The 16,293-nt window shown below is 48.6% G+C and carries 16 protein-coding genes and 1 riboswitch; of the genes, 11 read left to right on the forward strand and 5 right to left on the reverse strand.

All coding sequences use genetic code 11. The features are described from left to right. Positions 1-8: 8 nt before the first annotated feature. Positions 9-590: an ATP-dependent Clp endopeptidase proteolytic subunit ClpP gene (gene clpP, locus V6669_RS07355; protein ID WP_017689971.1), complete on the forward strand. Its 582-nt coding sequence runs from the start codon at positions 9-11 to the stop codon at positions 588-590. A 54-nt stretch (positions 591-644) separates the two neighbouring features. On the opposite strand, the gene V6669_RS07360 is transcribed toward clpP, so the two are convergent. Further along, positions 645-2,066, reverse strand: a complete 1,422-nt coding sequence (locus V6669_RS07360) for a PLP-dependent aminotransferase family protein (RefSeq protein WP_338592294.1) — start codon at positions 2,064-2,066, stop codon at positions 645-647. 120 nt (positions 2,067-2,186) lie between these two features. Here V6669_RS07360 and V6669_RS07365 point away from each other — a divergent pair, with 120 nt between their 5' ends. Next, positions 2,187-3,125 carry an EamA family transporter gene (locus V6669_RS07365; RefSeq protein WP_289391548.1) on the forward strand — a complete coding sequence of 313 codons (939 nt, stop codon included), beginning with the start codon at positions 2,187-2,189 and terminating at the stop codon, positions 3,123-3,125. A gap of 297 nt (positions 3,126-3,422) precedes the next feature. Beyond that, positions 3,423-3,746 (forward strand): hypothetical protein, encoded by a 324-nt coding sequence (locus tag V6669_RS07370; protein WP_074094012.1) that lies wholly within the window; start codon positions 3,423-3,425, stop codon positions 3,744-3,746. 86 nt (positions 3,747-3,832) lie between these two features. On the opposite strand, the gene V6669_RS07375 is transcribed toward V6669_RS07370, so the two are convergent. Next, on the reverse strand, positions 3,833-4,096 hold the full coding sequence (locus V6669_RS07375) for a hypothetical protein (RefSeq protein ID WP_338592299.1): 264 nt from the start codon (positions 4,094-4,096) through the stop codon (positions 3,833-3,835). Positions 4,097-4,134: 38 nt separating this feature from the next. Continuing rightward, entirely contained in the window at positions 4,135-4,704 is a 570-nt protein-coding gene (locus V6669_RS07380; RefSeq protein WP_289391549.1) for a TetR/AcrR family transcriptional regulator, read from the reverse strand. A 156-nt stretch (positions 4,705-4,860) separates the two neighbouring features. Between V6669_RS07380 and V6669_RS07385 the strand changes: the two genes are divergently transcribed. Then, entirely contained in the window at positions 4,861-6,387 is a 1,527-nt protein-coding gene (locus V6669_RS07385; protein WP_338592303.1) for an FAD-dependent monooxygenase, read from the forward strand. Positions 6,388-6,717: 330 nt separating this feature from the next. Here V6669_RS07385 and V6669_RS07390 read toward each other — a convergent pair whose 3' ends face one another. Beyond that, positions 6,718-7,521 carry a Cof-type HAD-IIB family hydrolase gene (locus V6669_RS07390; RefSeq protein ID WP_062833159.1) on the reverse strand — a complete coding sequence of 268 codons (804 nt, stop codon included), beginning with the start codon at positions 7,519-7,521 and terminating at the stop codon, positions 6,718-6,720. Positions 7,522-7,797: 276 nt separating this feature from the next. After that, positions 7,798-8,802 carry a lipoate--protein ligase gene (locus V6669_RS07395; protein ID WP_338592308.1) on the reverse strand — a complete coding sequence of 335 codons (1,005 nt, stop codon included), beginning with the start codon at positions 8,800-8,802 and terminating at the stop codon, positions 7,798-7,800. Between the two features lie 189 nt (positions 8,803-8,991). Between V6669_RS07395 and cobD the strand changes: the two genes are divergently transcribed. The 7 genes from cobD to V6669_RS07430 all read left to right on the forward strand — a co-directional run bounded on the left by cobD (position 8,992) and on the right by V6669_RS07430 (position 16,264). Then, positions 8,992-10,182: a threonine-phosphate decarboxylase CobD gene (cobD, locus tag V6669_RS07400; RefSeq protein ID WP_338592310.1), complete on the forward strand. Its 1,191-nt coding sequence runs from the start codon at positions 8,992-8,994 to the stop codon at positions 10,180-10,182. Further along, the gene (locus tag V6669_RS07405) at positions 10,179-11,009 is read left to right on the forward strand and encodes an adenosylcobinamide amidohydrolase (RefSeq protein WP_338592312.1); all 831 of its coding nucleotides are present in this window, start codon (positions 10,179-10,181) and stop codon (positions 11,007-11,009) included. The genes cobD and V6669_RS07405 overlap by 4 nt, the downstream gene beginning before the upstream one ends. Before the next feature lie 44 nt (positions 11,010-11,053). Next, the gene (cbiB, locus tag V6669_RS07410; protein WP_338594874.1) at positions 11,054-12,034 is read left to right on the forward strand and encodes an adenosylcobinamide-phosphate synthase CbiB; all 981 of its coding nucleotides are present in this window, start codon (positions 11,054-11,056) and stop codon (positions 12,032-12,034) included. Next, positions 12,025-12,711 carry a histidine phosphatase family protein gene (locus V6669_RS07415; RefSeq protein ID WP_338592314.1) on the forward strand — a complete coding sequence of 229 codons (687 nt, stop codon included), beginning with the start codon at positions 12,025-12,027 and terminating at the stop codon, positions 12,709-12,711. Before cbiB ends, V6669_RS07415 begins: the two co-directional genes overlap by 10 nt. Before the next feature lie 160 nt (positions 12,712-12,871). Further along, a riboswitch (cobalamin riboswitch) is annotated at positions 12,872-13,008 on the forward strand. 405 nt (positions 13,009-13,413) lie between these two features. Next, on the forward strand, positions 13,414-14,412 hold the full coding sequence (locus V6669_RS07420) for an ABC transporter substrate-binding protein (protein ID WP_074094019.1): 999 nt from the start codon (positions 13,414-13,416) through the stop codon (positions 14,410-14,412). Continuing rightward, entirely contained in the window at positions 14,409-15,455 is a 1,047-nt protein-coding gene (locus tag V6669_RS07425) for an iron chelate uptake ABC transporter family permease subunit (protein WP_338592317.1), read from the forward strand. The genes V6669_RS07420 and V6669_RS07425 overlap by 4 nt, the downstream gene beginning before the upstream one ends. Continuing rightward, positions 15,452-16,264 carry an ABC transporter ATP-binding protein gene (locus V6669_RS07430; RefSeq protein ID WP_338592319.1) on the forward strand — a complete coding sequence of 271 codons (813 nt, stop codon included), beginning with the start codon at positions 15,452-15,454 and terminating at the stop codon, positions 16,262-16,264. The genes V6669_RS07425 and V6669_RS07430 overlap by 4 nt, the downstream gene beginning before the upstream one ends. The last annotated feature ends 29 nt before the right edge of the window (positions 16,265-16,293 follow it).

A 16,293-nucleotide genomic window follows, 5' to 3' on the forward strand; every position in this document is an offset into this window, starting at 1 on the left:
CGACACATATGAATGTAGTGCCGTATGTAGTGGAACAAACCGCTCGAGGAGAGCGGAGTTATGATATTTATTCACGTTTGCTCAAAGACCGGATCATTATGGTGTCCGGAGAGATTGAGGATCAGATGGCAAATGCCATTGTGGCCCAGTTGTTGTTTTTAACTGCAGAGGACCCGGAGAAGGACATCCAGATGTACATCAACAGTCCTGGTGGGTCGGTGACTGCGGGATTCTCGATCTATGACACGATGCAATTCGTGAAGCCAGATATCTCCACGATCTGTACAGGTATGGCGGCAAGTTTTGGTACGATATTGTTGGTAGGTGGAACAAAAGGCAAGCGTATGGCTCTGCCTAACAGTGAGATCATGATCCATCAGCCACATGGCGGTACGCGGGGGCAGGCGTCGGATATGCTGATTCATGCTAACCGCATCATTCAGCATCGTCAGCGTCTTAACAAGCTGTTAGCCGACCATACAGGACAGTCAATTGAGCGGATTGAGAAGGACTCGGATCGAGATTATTTCCTGACCGCTGCTGAAGCAGTCGAATATGGATTGGTGGATAAGGTCATATCCAGCTCATAACAGTAGCCCGGAAGGTCATGTGACCTTTCAGGCTTTTTTGATTTATAACAAACTTTACATTTCTTTGGCCAGCGTAATAAGTCTGCTCATGCCTTCCCGAATCTGCTGCTCATGTGCATAAGAGAACGAAAGGCGCAGCTTGCGACTGGCTGAATCATCCGAAGAATCAAATACGGTTCCGGGTACAAAGGCAACGGATTGTTCCATGCATCGGTGAAGCAGTCTTCCGGTATCTACACCCTCAGGAAGCTCCACCCAAAAGTTGAGTCCGCCCTCCGGCCGGGTCCACGTCCAGTCCGTTTCCAGCAGAGATTGTTCCATCACTTCCATCCGTAGCTGGATGGCGGTCCGCAGCTTGGACAGATGCTGATGCATACGTTCTGACTGAAAATAACGGAGAAAAAGCTTCTGGTTCAGAAGGGGCGATCCGTTATCTGTCAGTGATTTTACAGCCTGTAGTCCTGGCATGAATCGCTGGCGGCATATGATGGCTGCAATCCGTAGCCCGGGTGCAACATACTTGCTGTAACTGCGAATGTACAGAGTGTGTCCGGTGGTGTCGTAGGTGAAAATGGGTGCAGGAGGTTTCTCCTTAAAATAGATATCATAGGTACTGTCGTCTTCGAGCAGAAAACAACCATACTGTTCTGCAAGTTCGGGTAACTGCTTGCGCTGTTCTACTGGAACATTCATACCGGTTGGGTTCTGAAAGGTCGGTGTCATATAAAAGAGACGTGGCTTCTCACTCTTCATCAGATGTTCGATCTGCTCCAGATCATAACCCTCGGGATGAATGTCGGTAAAGACGAGCCGGGCACCTTGTTTGCGGAAAATCTCCATTGCCGGTCCATACGTAGGCCGTTCCATCAAGACCCGATCCCCGGGCTTGACCAGCGTCCGCGAGATGACGTCGATCGCTTGCTGGGCACCCGATGTAATTAACACCTCGTCTGCGGAGAGGTAGAAGCGTTCCTTGGTTGTCAGATGGCTTGCCAGCGCATTACGCAATTCCAGATCTCCCTGAATCGTGGAGTACGTTCCGAGCAGACGTGGATATTGATCCAGCAGATCACGCATCAGTTCTCCCCAATACCGATTGGGAAGCAGGGCGGGATCAATCAGTGATTTGGAAAACTGGAATTCGGCTTCAAGCGACTGTACACGTGCGAGGGAGTCCCAATGCAGCCATGCAGACACGGCGGGATCATCCGCCTGATCCGTTACTGAGAATGGAGTTGCTGGACTGACATAATAGCCGGACTTATCCTTCACATAAACATTCCCACGTTCTTTTAACTCCTGATAGGCTTTGAAAACAGTCAGCCGATGTACGCCGAGTAGCTCGGACAGGCTTCGTACAGATGGCAGTTTTTCATGTTCGGCCCACTCTCCCGCTTCTATACGTACAACGAGATAATGGATTACTTGCTCATATAGTTTCAGGCTATTATCTGTCATCATCATGGTTCTGCCCACCCGGCTCACACTCCTTTTGAACTCTATTGTAACAGCTAATGGGAGAGAACTGTTCTGTTTTGTTCATTCTGTTCTATAGACCATGAGATATGATGGAGAACAGATAAAGGAGTGGTTATCATGGTGGGGATTGCATTTACGGTCATGTGTCTTATTTTCGGTACAACATTTCTGGCTATTAAAATTGGAGTGGAGGCAGGCATGCCGCCTTTTCTATCAGCCGGATTGCGATTTGTAATCGCGGGAGCGCTGATGTTTGCATGGATGTGGATGAAGGGCAAAGTGAGCTGGTCGCTCCTGTTCCGCAAGGAGATGTTGTTGACGGGAGCGGGTCTGACCTTCGGCACCTTTGCCACATTATATTGGGCTGAACAGCATGTGAGCTCGGGTGTGGGTGCCATTCTGTCAGCGACAGGGCCGCTGATGATTATGTTGATGCAGACGGCGTTGTTACGACAAAAAACATCTGGCCGTATGATTACAGGCTGTTTGATCGGGTTCACCGGTGTGGTTCTGGTTGTGCTGCCAGGTGTATCGCTTGGTGCAGGTTCTCTATTCATGTGGGGTTGTATCGCGGTACTGGTGGGAGAAGTCTGTTATTCAGCAGGTGCATTGTACTCCAAAAAGGTCATTCATCAGTTCAAGGAGGCTAGTCCTGTAGCGATTAATGCGGTGCAGATGATGTATGGGGGATTGCTCTTAACTCTGCTCTCGGCCGGAACGGAATCATGGAATATGTCTGCTCTGGACTGGGTGCCTGCCGTCTCGTCGGTGATCTATCTGACTGTCATAGGCTCCATGGTGGGGCATAGTCTGTTCTATTGGATTATGTCGCGCACCAATCCGTTATTCCCGGCAACCTGGTTATACATTTCTCCGCCCATTGCTGTAGGTCTTGGTGCTGTTGTCTATGGTGAGCATGTCAGCTGGGTTACATGGATCGGAGTGGTGCTGGTCGTTTCAGGACTGCTGGCGATGAATGAGAAGGTGAGCGGCTGGTTGAAGAAAGGAAAGCGTTCCTATTCAGTATCTCAAACCTCCAAACCTGTGGTGAAATAGGTGATGCGTAATTCTGCACAGGAATGAGAGCGATAATTCAATGAGTAGTACAGGAAACTAAACCATCCGTTTACGTCATCTTGGATGACGTAAACGGATGGTTATTTGTTCATAAGAATTAAATATAGGTTATAAGAAGAAGCCGGATATGATATAGTGTGGAGTGCGTTTAACAAAGCAGAGAGGAGAAAGTTCTACCAAGCGAGAGTTTAATCGAGCATGTAAGTGAAAAGAAATTCTTAGAGTTCAATGAGTTTATGCAAAACAACTAGACTGGCATTAGGGAGTTGCGTTATTATGGAAGATGAATTTCATGTGATTTCGATTGTTTTAGGTTTTGTTGCATTTTTAATTTATCTACTTTTTGCATTTAGTCATCGTTATCTAGCTTTTTATGGCTATTTTATCATCTGGGGTGGACTTTTATTTCTAAGTATTAAACTGGATATGGATTTTTACTGGGTGAATCAGGCGGTTCCTAGTATAGTGGGTAGTTTAATTGGGATGCTCTGGGGATTCTTTAGCAGTGCTGGAGAGGATGCAAGTCACTACCGGGCTGTGAAGAGGGAACAACGTGAGCGTGCCGTTAGAGCACTAGAGAAAATGGCTAACAAAAAATGAGTTTTGAGAAAGATGATAATACATAGTTACACTTAAAATAACAGCCCTACACAAGCGAGTTATCGTTGTACAGGGCTGTTGTTTTTTTATGTTTTGATCAGAACATAGTTTGTGCTGAATGCTTCGCTTGAACCGTAATCCGCCTTAATCACAAACTTCTCAATAACCGGATCTCCAGGTGAGCATGTCAGCTGGGTTACATGGATCGGAGTGGTGCTGGTCGTTTCAGGACTGCTGGCGATGAATGAGAAGGTGAGCGGCTGGTTGAAGAAAGGAAAGCGTGCGAGGGTGACAGTGCAGGCTTCCGAAACTGTTTTAAAATAGGTAAAGTTTGAAGGTATGCAGCTCAATCTCAAAATCAGCCCTTGATTTTAGGTTGAGCTGTTTGTTATTCCAACATGATGTTCTCGTTAACCAGTTGGTAGTAATATTCATCCATCTGTTCTGCCGTAACATTTTCATCGAAATGTTGTATCCACCACGTCACAAGTAAACGAATAACCCCCGAGTGGAACTCGGCTACCAGTTCAATGGGAAGTGAAAAATGTTTACCTCTTCTCTTCAATTCCAGAAAATCTCGTCTGAATATCTCTCCGATATAATGTATGAAAAAGTTGTTAAACCCCTCATCCTTCTGCTGGTTCTGCACGATAGTCTCCAGTACATTTCCGAACAGAATTTTAGATACGCTTTGCAAAGGCTGCTGTATCCGATCTTCTACATTCATGTGTAAATAATCCCGAAGGACCCAAGTTAGGGTGGAGGACAGTAGAGCAAATTTATCCTTAAAATGTTTGTAAAATGTTGTTCGGTGAACCATAGCTTTGTCACATATTTCATTAATTGTGATGTTGCTGAATAGCTGGCCTTTCTCACATAACAGATCGAGAAGCGCCATCGTTAACAATTTATGAGTTCGGGTAACTCTCAAATCCACCTTTTTATCAATCATTTTCATCTACATCATTTCCTTATTGTAGTTTAGCTATATAGTATCCTGATATTGATTCTTACTTGATGCGAGATTCCAAGTGTATATTGGTATTATAAGTAATTTTTTGATAGGGCTACAAGTGTAGATAAAATATGATGGATTAGAGAGGATGAAGTGGCGATGTCCGATATGAAAAAAGCTGTGGTAATTGGGGCAGGTATTGCAGGATTAATAACTGCAAGGATGTTATCTGATTATTATGACGAGGTGTGTATCATTGAGCGAGATGAATTGCCTTCTGAGCCGGCGAATCGGCAGGGTGTGCCTCAATCCTTTCATCCACATCGTGTGTTACCGCGCGGTGGACTCATTCTGGAACATTACTTTCCCGGATACAATGACGAATTGGTCGCGCTTGGCGCCATTCCTTCACATGAAGAGAAATTTGTGATTGCCAATCGCTACGGTACATTAGTTAATAAGGCAAATGCTAATTCCTCATTCAAAATTGCATCAAGCAGTAGAGCTCTGCTGGAATGGGTACTGCGTCAGCGCGTCCAGAGCATAGATCATATAAGCTTCTTAACGAGTACGGAAGTTACCGGGTTAATGGCATCAGAAGATCAGCGTTCGATTACAGGCGTGTATACCAAGGAAAGAGGCCGGAATAACCGGGAAGCAATGCTTGCAGCAGATATGGTTATTGATGCCGCGGGGCGTTCTTCCAAATTGATCAGATGGCTTGAACAGATAGGGTTGGCCGTGCCTGAGCCGGAAGTGCTGAAGGTGTCGCTTGGTTACAGCACCCGCTATTATAAGATACCATCCTCTATTCAAAATGACTGGGGAACGGTGATAACAGAGTCCGATCCTGTGAAAGGAATTCGTGCAGGCATGTTGTGGCGCATTGAGAATGAGATCGCTGGACTATTACTGTTCAACGCAGGAGGAGATGAATATCCTTCAACCCATCCGGATGAGTTCCAAGAGCAAATCAAGCATCTGTTTGCTTCGGATGAAATCGTAGCGTTGGCAGACCAGCTGGAGCCGTTTCAAGGACCGCGGGGATACCGTATTTCCGAGTCTGTCCGTCAACATTTTGAACTCATGGAGAATTGGCCCTCCGGATTACTGGTCCTTGGCGATGCATTTTGCAGCTTCGATCCGATCCATGGCCAAGGCATGACGGTCGCAGCAATTGAAGCCGAGACCATAGGAAAATGTTTGGATGAGCAGCGAATACATCCTGAGCCGCAGTTTGAGCGCCAAATCCTGCTTCGTATGCAGCAGGCAATTGAACCGGCCTGGTGGCTTAGTTCTGTGGCCGATCTGCGATGGAAAGGGGTCGAGCATGTTGGGCCTTCCCGAATGAAAGGGGTTGCGTTTGCTCAGAAGTATATAAACTTGTTTACTAAGCAGGCGATGAAAAAGGCGAGTCAGGAAAACAATAATCATCTCTTTTTTACTCAGTTCCTGATGAATGCTCTAATCCTTCCTCCAAGTGAATACTTTAAAGGTGAAATCCTGAACATGATCCTGAACGACAATGGTTCCGAAGAAGAAATGGAGTTAAGAGCGGAGCTTGGTGTCCAAGATCCGGAGCTATTCCAGCAAAGAATAGATGAGATCATTCCGCCATTTCAACTGGAATTTGATGGGCAAATTAAGAAACTGTTGGAGTCTTTCCAGCATGCCATGAGCAAGTAAGAGACAATGAATCGTGGTGCGTGAAAGTAGGCAAAACATGAAACGAATAATTTTAAATTTCATAGCTAGCATTTTAATCTCATTTATTGTATTTTTTATTGTTTTGTTTTTTGCTGATGTCCCAGATACAAATCGTGTCATCTTATCTATGGCGATTACGATTTCACTACAATTATCCTTAATCACGGCATTATTACTTTCAAAACATAAAAAATAACAGAGAAATATACCTACTATAATCGTTCACACAGAAAAATGAAAATGTCTTTAAAATCAAACAAACAGCCCTGTACAGCGAAATTCGCCGACCGGGCTGTTTGTTGACTTTATTTACTCTGCGTTCAGCACAAACTTCTCGATAACCTCTTTTACGCCGTCTTCGTTATTACTTGCCGTAATGTAGTCCGCCAGCTCTTTCAGCGCAGGAATAGCATTTCCCATCGCTACACCAAGACCAGCAACTTCGAGCATCTCATGATCGTTCCAGGAGTCGCCGATGGCAATACACTCGCTGAGCTGGTGACCGAAATGGTCAGCGAGGAAGGTCAGGGCATGGCCTTTAGTTCCTTCATTATGCATGATCTCCAGGAAGTAAGGTTTGGACTTGGTGATATGCACTTGTGGTCCGAGCAATTCACGCAGGTCAACGGCAACCTTATCCAAGTAGTCTGGCTCATCGATAATAAGCAGCTTCGGAGTTTTTTGTTCGATGACTTTGATGAAATCAGATTCGATGTAATATTGGGTGCCGTTTAATTTGGCATAATCCCGCAGCTTGTCGTTTTCCTCACGGGCATACAACTTGTCATCAATGTATGTTTGAAGGTGGAGATTGTTCTCCAGGCAGTAATCATACAATTTGCGAGAAGCTTCCTGTGGAACGTAACGCTCATAGAGGACTTTTTCGTCCAGCAGGTTTTTCACCAATGCGCCTTGATACGTAATGATTGGCACGTTAAGTCCGGTTTGACGAGCAAGCGCTTGTGCGGAAGCATAAGCACGTCCAGTCGCCAGCGTTACAGTTACACCATGGGCAACCGCTTGTTCCAGTGCAGTCTGTGTAGCAGGGGTTACTTCCTTGTTGTCGTTGATCAGTGTGTCATCAATGTCGATTGCAATCAATTTGTAGGTCATCTGTGTTTCTCTCCTTTTTTATCTGTATCTATATTAACGAACGAAAAATAAGTTTTACACGAGGCCACTCCGAATACAGATTCATCTTTCGATCGCTGTTATCCCCGGATTTTTGATTCCATTCCCCAAGGGGAAATCCGTTGATAGCTTATGCTTCCGATGTAGCTTTCTTTCAGAAAGCTTTAAGCGAACGCTTCGCTTCTCCCGATAAATTCTGTCTTCTCCGTTAACGTGTAATCTTAGACTTCGTTCTAAAACTATACTTACATCTAAATTTTATTCTTCCAGGAAAACAAGGCCAATAAAGTCTTCCAGCTCAAGGTTGCCGAAGTAATGTTTTACATCCAGGCCCTCAAGTGCAGTACGCACCTCGGATTCCTCATACCGCTTGCCGCGCAGCATATTTTCGATATCCGCCACATCACCTACACCGAAGAAGTCGCCAAAGATTTTGATATCTTCGATACGTCCATCCTTGATGTTCATGCGCAGATCGATGATGCCGACAGGGAATTTGCGAGTGTGCTTCACATTGCTTTCCGGAGACAAGCCATAGTTCCAGTCCCAGTTGTTATAACGCTCAGCGGAGATTTCTTTGATTTTGTCCCAGTCTTTGTCAGTGAGCGTGTACTGTGGAACGTCCTTAGGCTCCATCCCGAAAATGTGACGTAACAGCTCATCGCGGAACTGCTCAATCGTCAGGTTGGTGTCAATCAGGTCCCGTATGTTGGCGACCCGGCTGCGTACGGACTTGGTGCTCTTGGATTTGAATTTCTCGGGATTGACGTTCAGGGAAGCCTGAACATGCTCCAGATTCAGATCAAACATCAATGTGCCATGACTGAACATACGCCCACGTGTGGAAAACTGGGCGTTGCCCGAAATTTTCTTTTCGCCCACTTGCAGATCATTACGCCCGGTCAACTCGGCATTTACACCAAGCTCGTGCAAAGCTTCAACCACAGGTTGGGTGAACTTGCGGAAGTTGTGGAAGGATTGACCGTCATCAGCTGTAATAAAACTGAAATTCAGGTTGCCCAGATCGTGATATACCGCTCCGCCTCCCGAAAGACGACGAACCACCTGCACACCGTTATCCTGAACGTACTCGATATTAATTTCTTCAATCGTATTTTGATGTTTTCCGATGATGATTGACGGACGGTTGATGTAGAACAGCAGATAGCTGTCATCCTCCATCGGCAGATGTTTCAGAATGTACTCCTCAATGGCAAGGTTTACAGAAGGATCTGTAATGCCCTGGTTGTCAACAAACAGCATGGTCATTCCTCCATTAATGTATGTGAGGGATTGCTAGTCCCTTATGTAGTGAACCTTGTATATCAAAAGGAACCGAAATTCCTCTTCTATTGTAAACGAATTATGGTTGGGACACAAAGAAAACAGGATTGACCCACACCTCCCGTGCCATCCATAATAAAAAGGACATACAGAAAGGATGACGGAAGAATGACCGGTTATATCGAAGTGTTCGGACATGGCGGGGACGTGGAGACGGCTGCGTCACGATTTGGGAGGGAAGCTGCTGATTTTCTGGATTTCAGTGCCAACATTAATCCGCTCGGTCCGCCCAGAGGGGTGCTGGAGGCTATACAGCAAGGATGGCAGTCGGTGATTCGGTATCCCGATCCGGGGCATCGGGGATTCAAAGCACTGCTGAGCGAGCGCCTTGGTGTGATGCAGGAGCAGATTTCCGTGGGCAACGGTGCAGCCGAAAGCATGGCGCTCATTCTGCTGGGGCTTGCCCCGCGCAAGGTGGGTACGGTGGAACCGGGATTCTCGGAGTACCGGGCGTTGGCACGACAATTCGGTGCCGAAGTTGTGCATACGGAGGGCAGAGAAGAACTGGCGTGGCGAGCGGAACCCGGGGACATCGAGCAGCTCATGGAAAAGGTAGACCTGCTCTTCCTCGGCCAACCCAACAATCCAAACGGTTTACAATATCCGCTTGAGGTAATGCAAAGGCTTGCCCGCAAAGCGGAAGAAACGGGAACCGTACTCATCATTGACGAGGCCTTTATGGATTTTATTCCGGTAGCCCGGCGCCAATCCCTGGCAGCACATCTGAATGACTATCCAAATGTGATCATCATTCGCTCGATGACGAAGTTTTATGCCATTCCGGGCTTGCGTCTCGGATATGCTTTGGGCCGTGCCGAATACATTCAGGCGATGACGAAGAAACAGGTGACCTGGAGTGTCAACGGTCTGGCGCTCATGGCAGGTGAAGCCTGTCTGCGCAGTGGAGAACGGTACGAACAGGAGACCATGTCACAGATCACGCGGGAACGGGGGCGTCTCATCGAAGGGCTGAAGGCGTACGGATGCGTGGTGACACCGGGAGAGGCGAACTTTATTTTGGCACGTGTGCCGACCCCTTGGACAGCGGCATCAATGCAGGAGGCGTTGGGCCGAAGGGGCATTCTGATTCGCAGCTGTGCCATGTATCCGGGGCTTGACGCAGGGCATGTGCGTTTTGCGGTCAAGGATGCAGACGCCAATGCTATATTACTGGAAGTGCTGGGCAGCGTGCTGGAAACCCAGGGATGTCCGAATGTTGATAAGACCTCCATTCATGAATCAAGTCAGCAGGAGCAGACAAAAGATTCTGAACAGGAACAGGGAGGGAAGCGGCAATGACACTCCCGTTTTATAACTACTTTACGAATAGAGAAACAGACGAGAATGAATATGCTTCCTCTTCCTGGCCGGGACTGAACATATCTGCACATGAACGACATATCAAAGCTCAGAGCCCAAGGGCTGCCCAAGCGCTGTCGAGTGCGGTATATGGCGGTGGGATGTTTGAACTGGATCGCATTTTTAACATCTATGTGGACAGGCATTACCGCTGTGATGATCCGCCGCGTGACATCGAACAAGCACTGAACGAATGGCATGAGCCGCGGGATCAATGCGCCGGATTATTGACGGCCGTAAGGCTGGAGCATACCTCCATTCAGGAATATACAAGTGATGAATTTGGTCTTCTGTGCTGTACCACTGCGGGTGTATCGAATGCAGCCCGTGTGGGGTCGGAGAGAACGGTATTTGATACGGCAGGAAATATGAAGATGTCTTCCGGTAGGGAGCGCTCTGCTCCTTCAGCACGGAATCTAACGATGCCCCCCTATGTCCCGGGTACAATTAACATCATGCTCTGGTTGAATGGACGCATGACCACCGGGGCGATGGTGAATGCGGTACAGACGGCAGTGGAAGCCAAAGCGGCCGCGCTGGCAGATGCGGGTGTTCTGGATTCGGAGAACGGGTTGCCCGCCACCGGCACCACAACCGATGCCATCGTGTTTGCGGTACGTCAGCGAGTGGAGGAACCTCATCCGATGATCACTTATGCCGGGACAGCAACTACGGCAGGGGCGGCAATCGGCAGATTGGTATACGACACGGTGACGGAGAGCCTTCAGGCCGGACTGTTATGGAAAGAGAGGATCAGGCACAAATGACTTTTGAGCTGGAGCATCTATGGACCTGGCCATTCTGGACAGGCATGGCGGGAGCCTGGATTATTATACTGGCGTACCTGTTGGACCGATGTATCGGAGATCCGCGCTGGATTCCCCACCCGGTGATTGGCATGGGAAAAGGCATCTCGGCGTTGGAGCGTGTCATTCGCTCGCGTGTGAGCACAGATTCGGGGCTGAAGAGAGCCGGGCTGTTGTTCCCGATTGTGATTGCAGGGGGTTCTTTTGCCATCACCTGGGGACTCGTATATGTGCTTGGGCTGATTCATCCTGTCATTGCAGCGGCAGCTGAAGTGGTGCTCATTGCAACGACCATTGCTTCAAAAGGGCTGAAGGATGCAGGTATGGAAGTGTATCGTCATCTGAAGCAGCAGGATTGGCCGGCGGCCAGACGTTCACTGGGCATGATTGTTGGACGTGATACGGCGCATCTGGATGAACCGGAGGTTGTGCGGGGAACGGTAGAGACAGTTGCCGAAAATATCGTGGATGCCATTGTATCGCCGTTATTTTATGCACTCATTGGAGGCGCTCCACTAGCCATGGCTTATCGCGCCGTCAACACGCTGGATTCCATGGTCGGATATAAAAATGACAAGTATCTGCATCTTGGCTGGGCCTCGGCCCGTCTGGATGATGTGGCGAACTGGATACCTGCCCGGCTGACCGCAATTCTGTTAATCGTGGGTGCCTGGGTCATGAAGCTGGACGCCAAAGGAGCAGCACGCATGGTCACACGGGATGCAAGACTGCATCCAAGTCCGAATAGCGGTTTTCCCGAATCTGCGGTGGCTGGAGCACTGGGCATCCGGCTTGGCGGACATAACGTGTATCACGGAGTTGCTTCATTTCGGGCCTACATGGGCGAGGCCACAAGGCCGATGGAAGCCGAGGATATTGTGCAAACGTCACGCCTGATGTTCTGGTCGGCAGGGGCTTTTGTTGTACTGTGCATGTTCATAACGCTGGGAGTGTGGCTGGCAGGAGGGACGCTGTTATGGCCGTAAATAAAGGGAATGCAGGCAATGAAGTACATACAGATCAACCCGGCTCACTGAAACGAAACATTCTGTGGGTCCGTCATGGGACAACACTGTGGAATGTGGAAAAAAGATACTTGGGGCATACCGACATCGGTCTGCTGCCAAATGCCAAAGAAGAACTGGCTCCGCTTCATGAACAATTGAGCCGTGTTTCGTGGAATGAGGTATATTGCAGTGATCTGCTTCGCTGCCGGCAGACGCTGGAACAGATTCTTCCTGATGCCAGCGGACAGGTGAAGTTTGACTCACGCCTGCGGGAGAATGATTTTGGACAGTGGGAAGGGCTGACGTATGAGCAGCTCAAGGATAATTCTGTGTACCGAAACTGGATAGATGCCCCGCAGGAGGTCACTCCGCCTGAGGGGGAATCGTGGCAGGAGTTTACCGGACGGTTGGACTCCTTTCTCCAAGAGATGTTATTGGAGGGCCGTCCTTCGACGCACGTTAATGAGGGTCAAGTGCCAACCATAGTTGTGGTTACGCATGGTGGTGTCATCCGATATGCCTTGTCCCGTCTGATTGCCGGGCTTGGGTTCTGGGATACACATGTCGTACCGGGACAGGCGATTCAGGTTCAGCTTGAACAACAGGGGAATGAGTGGTTTGGCAGCAGAATGACTTTTCCGCCAATCGGGTTGTAAGGATGTACAATATACCCTATAATCACAACAGAAGTGTGACTTCAGCATGGTACAGATACGCTTCAGGTTGTGAAGCCTGAACGAGTATGCAACATGCAGAAATTACACGACAATGGTTTACCATATCAGCGACCAAGGGTCCCGCGTGTGAAGGCTGTTTTCATGGCAGATTAGTACGAGTCACGAAACACACAAGGGTGAAATGGGGAAGCCGGTGCAAATCCGGCACGGTCCCGCCACTGTAAAACAGGATGATTCCTGTAAGTCAGGTTACCTGCCCTGGACGTACAAACCGGTGTTCCTTCGAGGAAAGGACAGCGTTTCGGGCTATTCTATGCGCATGGACAACCCTTGGTTGGACATGTACAGATCGCCATATGCGAGACGTCATCCCTGATCCTTGTCCAAGGATTGGGGATTTTTTATTGTTCATGTAAGATGAACCGAACTTTTACACGTTAACGAAGAGTGCAGAACCGATCTGAAGAAACGGAGTGTTCGCCTTTATCCCCGGATTTTCCCTTTCGAAAAGGGAATCAAAAAAATCTGGGGATAACAGCGATCGGAAGATGGTACTGCAATCGGAGTGGACTTGTGTAAAATTGATGGGTTTAACTTGTACAGGAACACCAAGACATGGGGAATAAGAGTTCGAGCACGATGCAAGAAAATAGTACAATTAGAGAAGGGGAGAACAACAGAATGAATTTCAAGAATTGGAAAAGCGTAGCGTCCCTGCTAAGTGCAGCGGCACTCGCACTGGCTTTGGCCGGATGTGGAAATGCAACAACAAACGAGGGCACAGGTACTTCACAGCAACCGGCACAGGAGCAATCCCAAGGCCAGGCGCAGACGGACCTCAAAACACAATATCCACTTACCGTTACGGATGCAACGGGTGAATCGTTCACCTTTGAAAAGGCACCGGCCAAAATCGTATCCGTGTCTCCAGCTGAGACGGAATCCCTGTTTGCTCTTGGGTTGGACGATCAAATCGTTGGTGTATCCGACTATGACGATTATCCGGAAGCGGCAACAACCAAAGCTAAAATGGGCGGTATTACCAAGCCCAATGAAGAGTCCATCATTGCCGCTGAAGCCGACATCGTCTTCACAGGTATCTCCATGAGTGAGGATGCGGTGAAGAAACTTCGTGAACTGGGCATTACCATTTTCAAAACGGATCCTAAATCCATTGACGATGTGATGAATAATATCGAAACCTTCGGTAAAATTACCGATCATCAGGAAAAAGCACAAGAAATCATCACTCAGATGAAACAGGACGTTACGGATGTAACGGAAGCAGTGAAGGCAGTTAAACCGGAAGATAAGAAAAAAGTATACGTTGAATTCTCCCCAGGCTGGACTGTGGGTAAAGGCGAATTTATGGATGAACTCATCACTGTAGCCGGTGGCAGCAATATTGCTTCGGACAAAGAGGGTTGGTATGAAATCAATGAAGAGAACGTGATTGCCTCCAATCCGGATGTGATCCTGTATGCCAACGATGTAATTGATGAAAACTCCAAAACACTGGATCAGATCATCAAGGCGCGCAGTGGCTGGGATCAAATTACGGCTGTGAAAAATGACGCGGTTATTGGCCTGGATGCCAACCTGCTGAGCCGTCCGGGTCCACGGGTAACTCAAGGGTTGAAAGAAGTAGCCAAAGCGATCTACCCTGACTTATTCCAATGAGTAAAAAGCTGATCCTGTTCGGAACGACGGGCATGGTGCTGCTGGTGCTCACCGTGCTCATCTGCACGGGCATTGGTTCAGTAGCGTTGCCGATCCGGGATATTGCAGGTATCCTGATTCATAAAATTCCCTGGGTGGGCGATTGGATTACACCGGATTGGAATAAGGCAGCCGAACAGATTATCTGGAAAGTCAGATTCCCACGTGTACTGCTTGCCGTGCTCGTGGGCGCATCGTTGGCGATTGCCGGTACGGGATTCCAGGGGGTTCTTCGGAACCCACTGGCAGACCCGTTCACCCTGGGCGTGTCATCCGGTGCTTCGGTGGGTGCAGCCTTTCTGATTTTCTTCGGATTGCAGTATGCACTGATCGGAATCTGGACGTTGCCACTGGTGGCGTTTTTGACGGGTGTAATCACGTTATGGTTTGTTATGGCACTGGCTCGTGAAGGGCGTAAAATACCTACACACAGCCTCATTCTGGCTGGTGTGGTCATGCAAAGTTTCCTGGGCGCAGTTGTTTCCTTCCTGTCGACCATGTCGAAACAGACGATTAATGAAATTATATACTGGACGATGGGAAGTCTGGCTCTGCGTGGGTGGTCGTATACGGCCATCCTTTTCCCGTATTTTCTGTTAGGGCTGGTTTTTCTCTGGAGCCGCGCACGATCGTTGAATGTGCTTGCACTGGGAGAACGTCAAGCGGCACATATCGGGATCGGAGTGGACAGGCTTAAGCTTTCCGTGCTGGCAGTTGGCACACTGCTGACTGCTGGGGCTGTCTCGGTATCGGGTGTCATTGGATTTGTTGGATTGGTGATCCCGCATATGTTGCGGCTGGTGGTGGGACCGGATTACCGACTGCTGGTACCTTTGTCTGCCATTGGTGGAGCGATCTTCATGGTGTGGGCAGATACCATCGCAAGGTCGTTGCTGGCGCCAACTGAAATTCCGCTCGGTGTTGTCACCGCCTTTGTTGGTGCGCCGTTCTTTGCTTACCTGCTGCACCGGAACAAAAAGTTGCAGAAGGGGATGATGCCATGAATTCCAGTACCAGTTCCAACTCGACTTCACTTATCTCCATTAAGGGAGCAGGGAAGTCATATGGCAATCATCAGGCATTGCGTAATGTAGACTGGCATGTTGGCGAAGGTGACTGGTGGGGAGTTGTCGGACCAAACGGCAGCGGCAAGTCCACCCTGATCCAGCTTATTGCCGGAACGGAACAGTTAAGCGAAGGTCAGATCTGTATCGATGGTCGAGATATTGGCTTTTACAGCCGTAAGGACCTGTCGCGCATGATCGCTGTATTGCAGCAGGATGGCTTGCCAGCCATCTCCTATCCTGTACGAGACGTGGTGGAGATGGGGCGATATCCATACCAGAACTGGCTGGGGCGGGAAACGGGTGATGGGGCGCTTGTGGTGGACAGGGTGCTCGAAGACCTGGGATTGACAGAGCTGGCAGACAGACCGCTGGATGCACTCAGCGGCGGGCAACGGCAGCGGGTCGCACTAGCCAAAGTTATGGCTCAGGAGCCGAGGTTACTGCTGCTGGACGAGCCGACCACGTTTCTGGATATTAAATATCAATTGCAATTCATGGAATTGTTATCGGCATGGCGACAGAGAAATAACATTACAATTGTGGCTGTGCTGCATGATCTGAATCTGGCCGCGTTATTTTGCGATCACATTCTGGCGCTCCGTGAGGGCATGGCGGTTGGAAAGGGCACACCTCATACGTTGATCAATGATGAGAATATCCAGGATATATTTCGCGTCAAACCCGCGATTGTCTCCCATCCCGACCATGCCATACCTCAACTGCTGCTGCGGCGGGACATCGATTAAATGAAGCGGGGCAACCCATATTTTGATGA

This window comes from Paenibacillus sp. Y5S-9 (assembly GCF_036894235.1).
Classification (GTDB): domain Bacteria; phylum Bacillota; class Bacilli; order Paenibacillales; family Paenibacillaceae; genus Paenibacillus.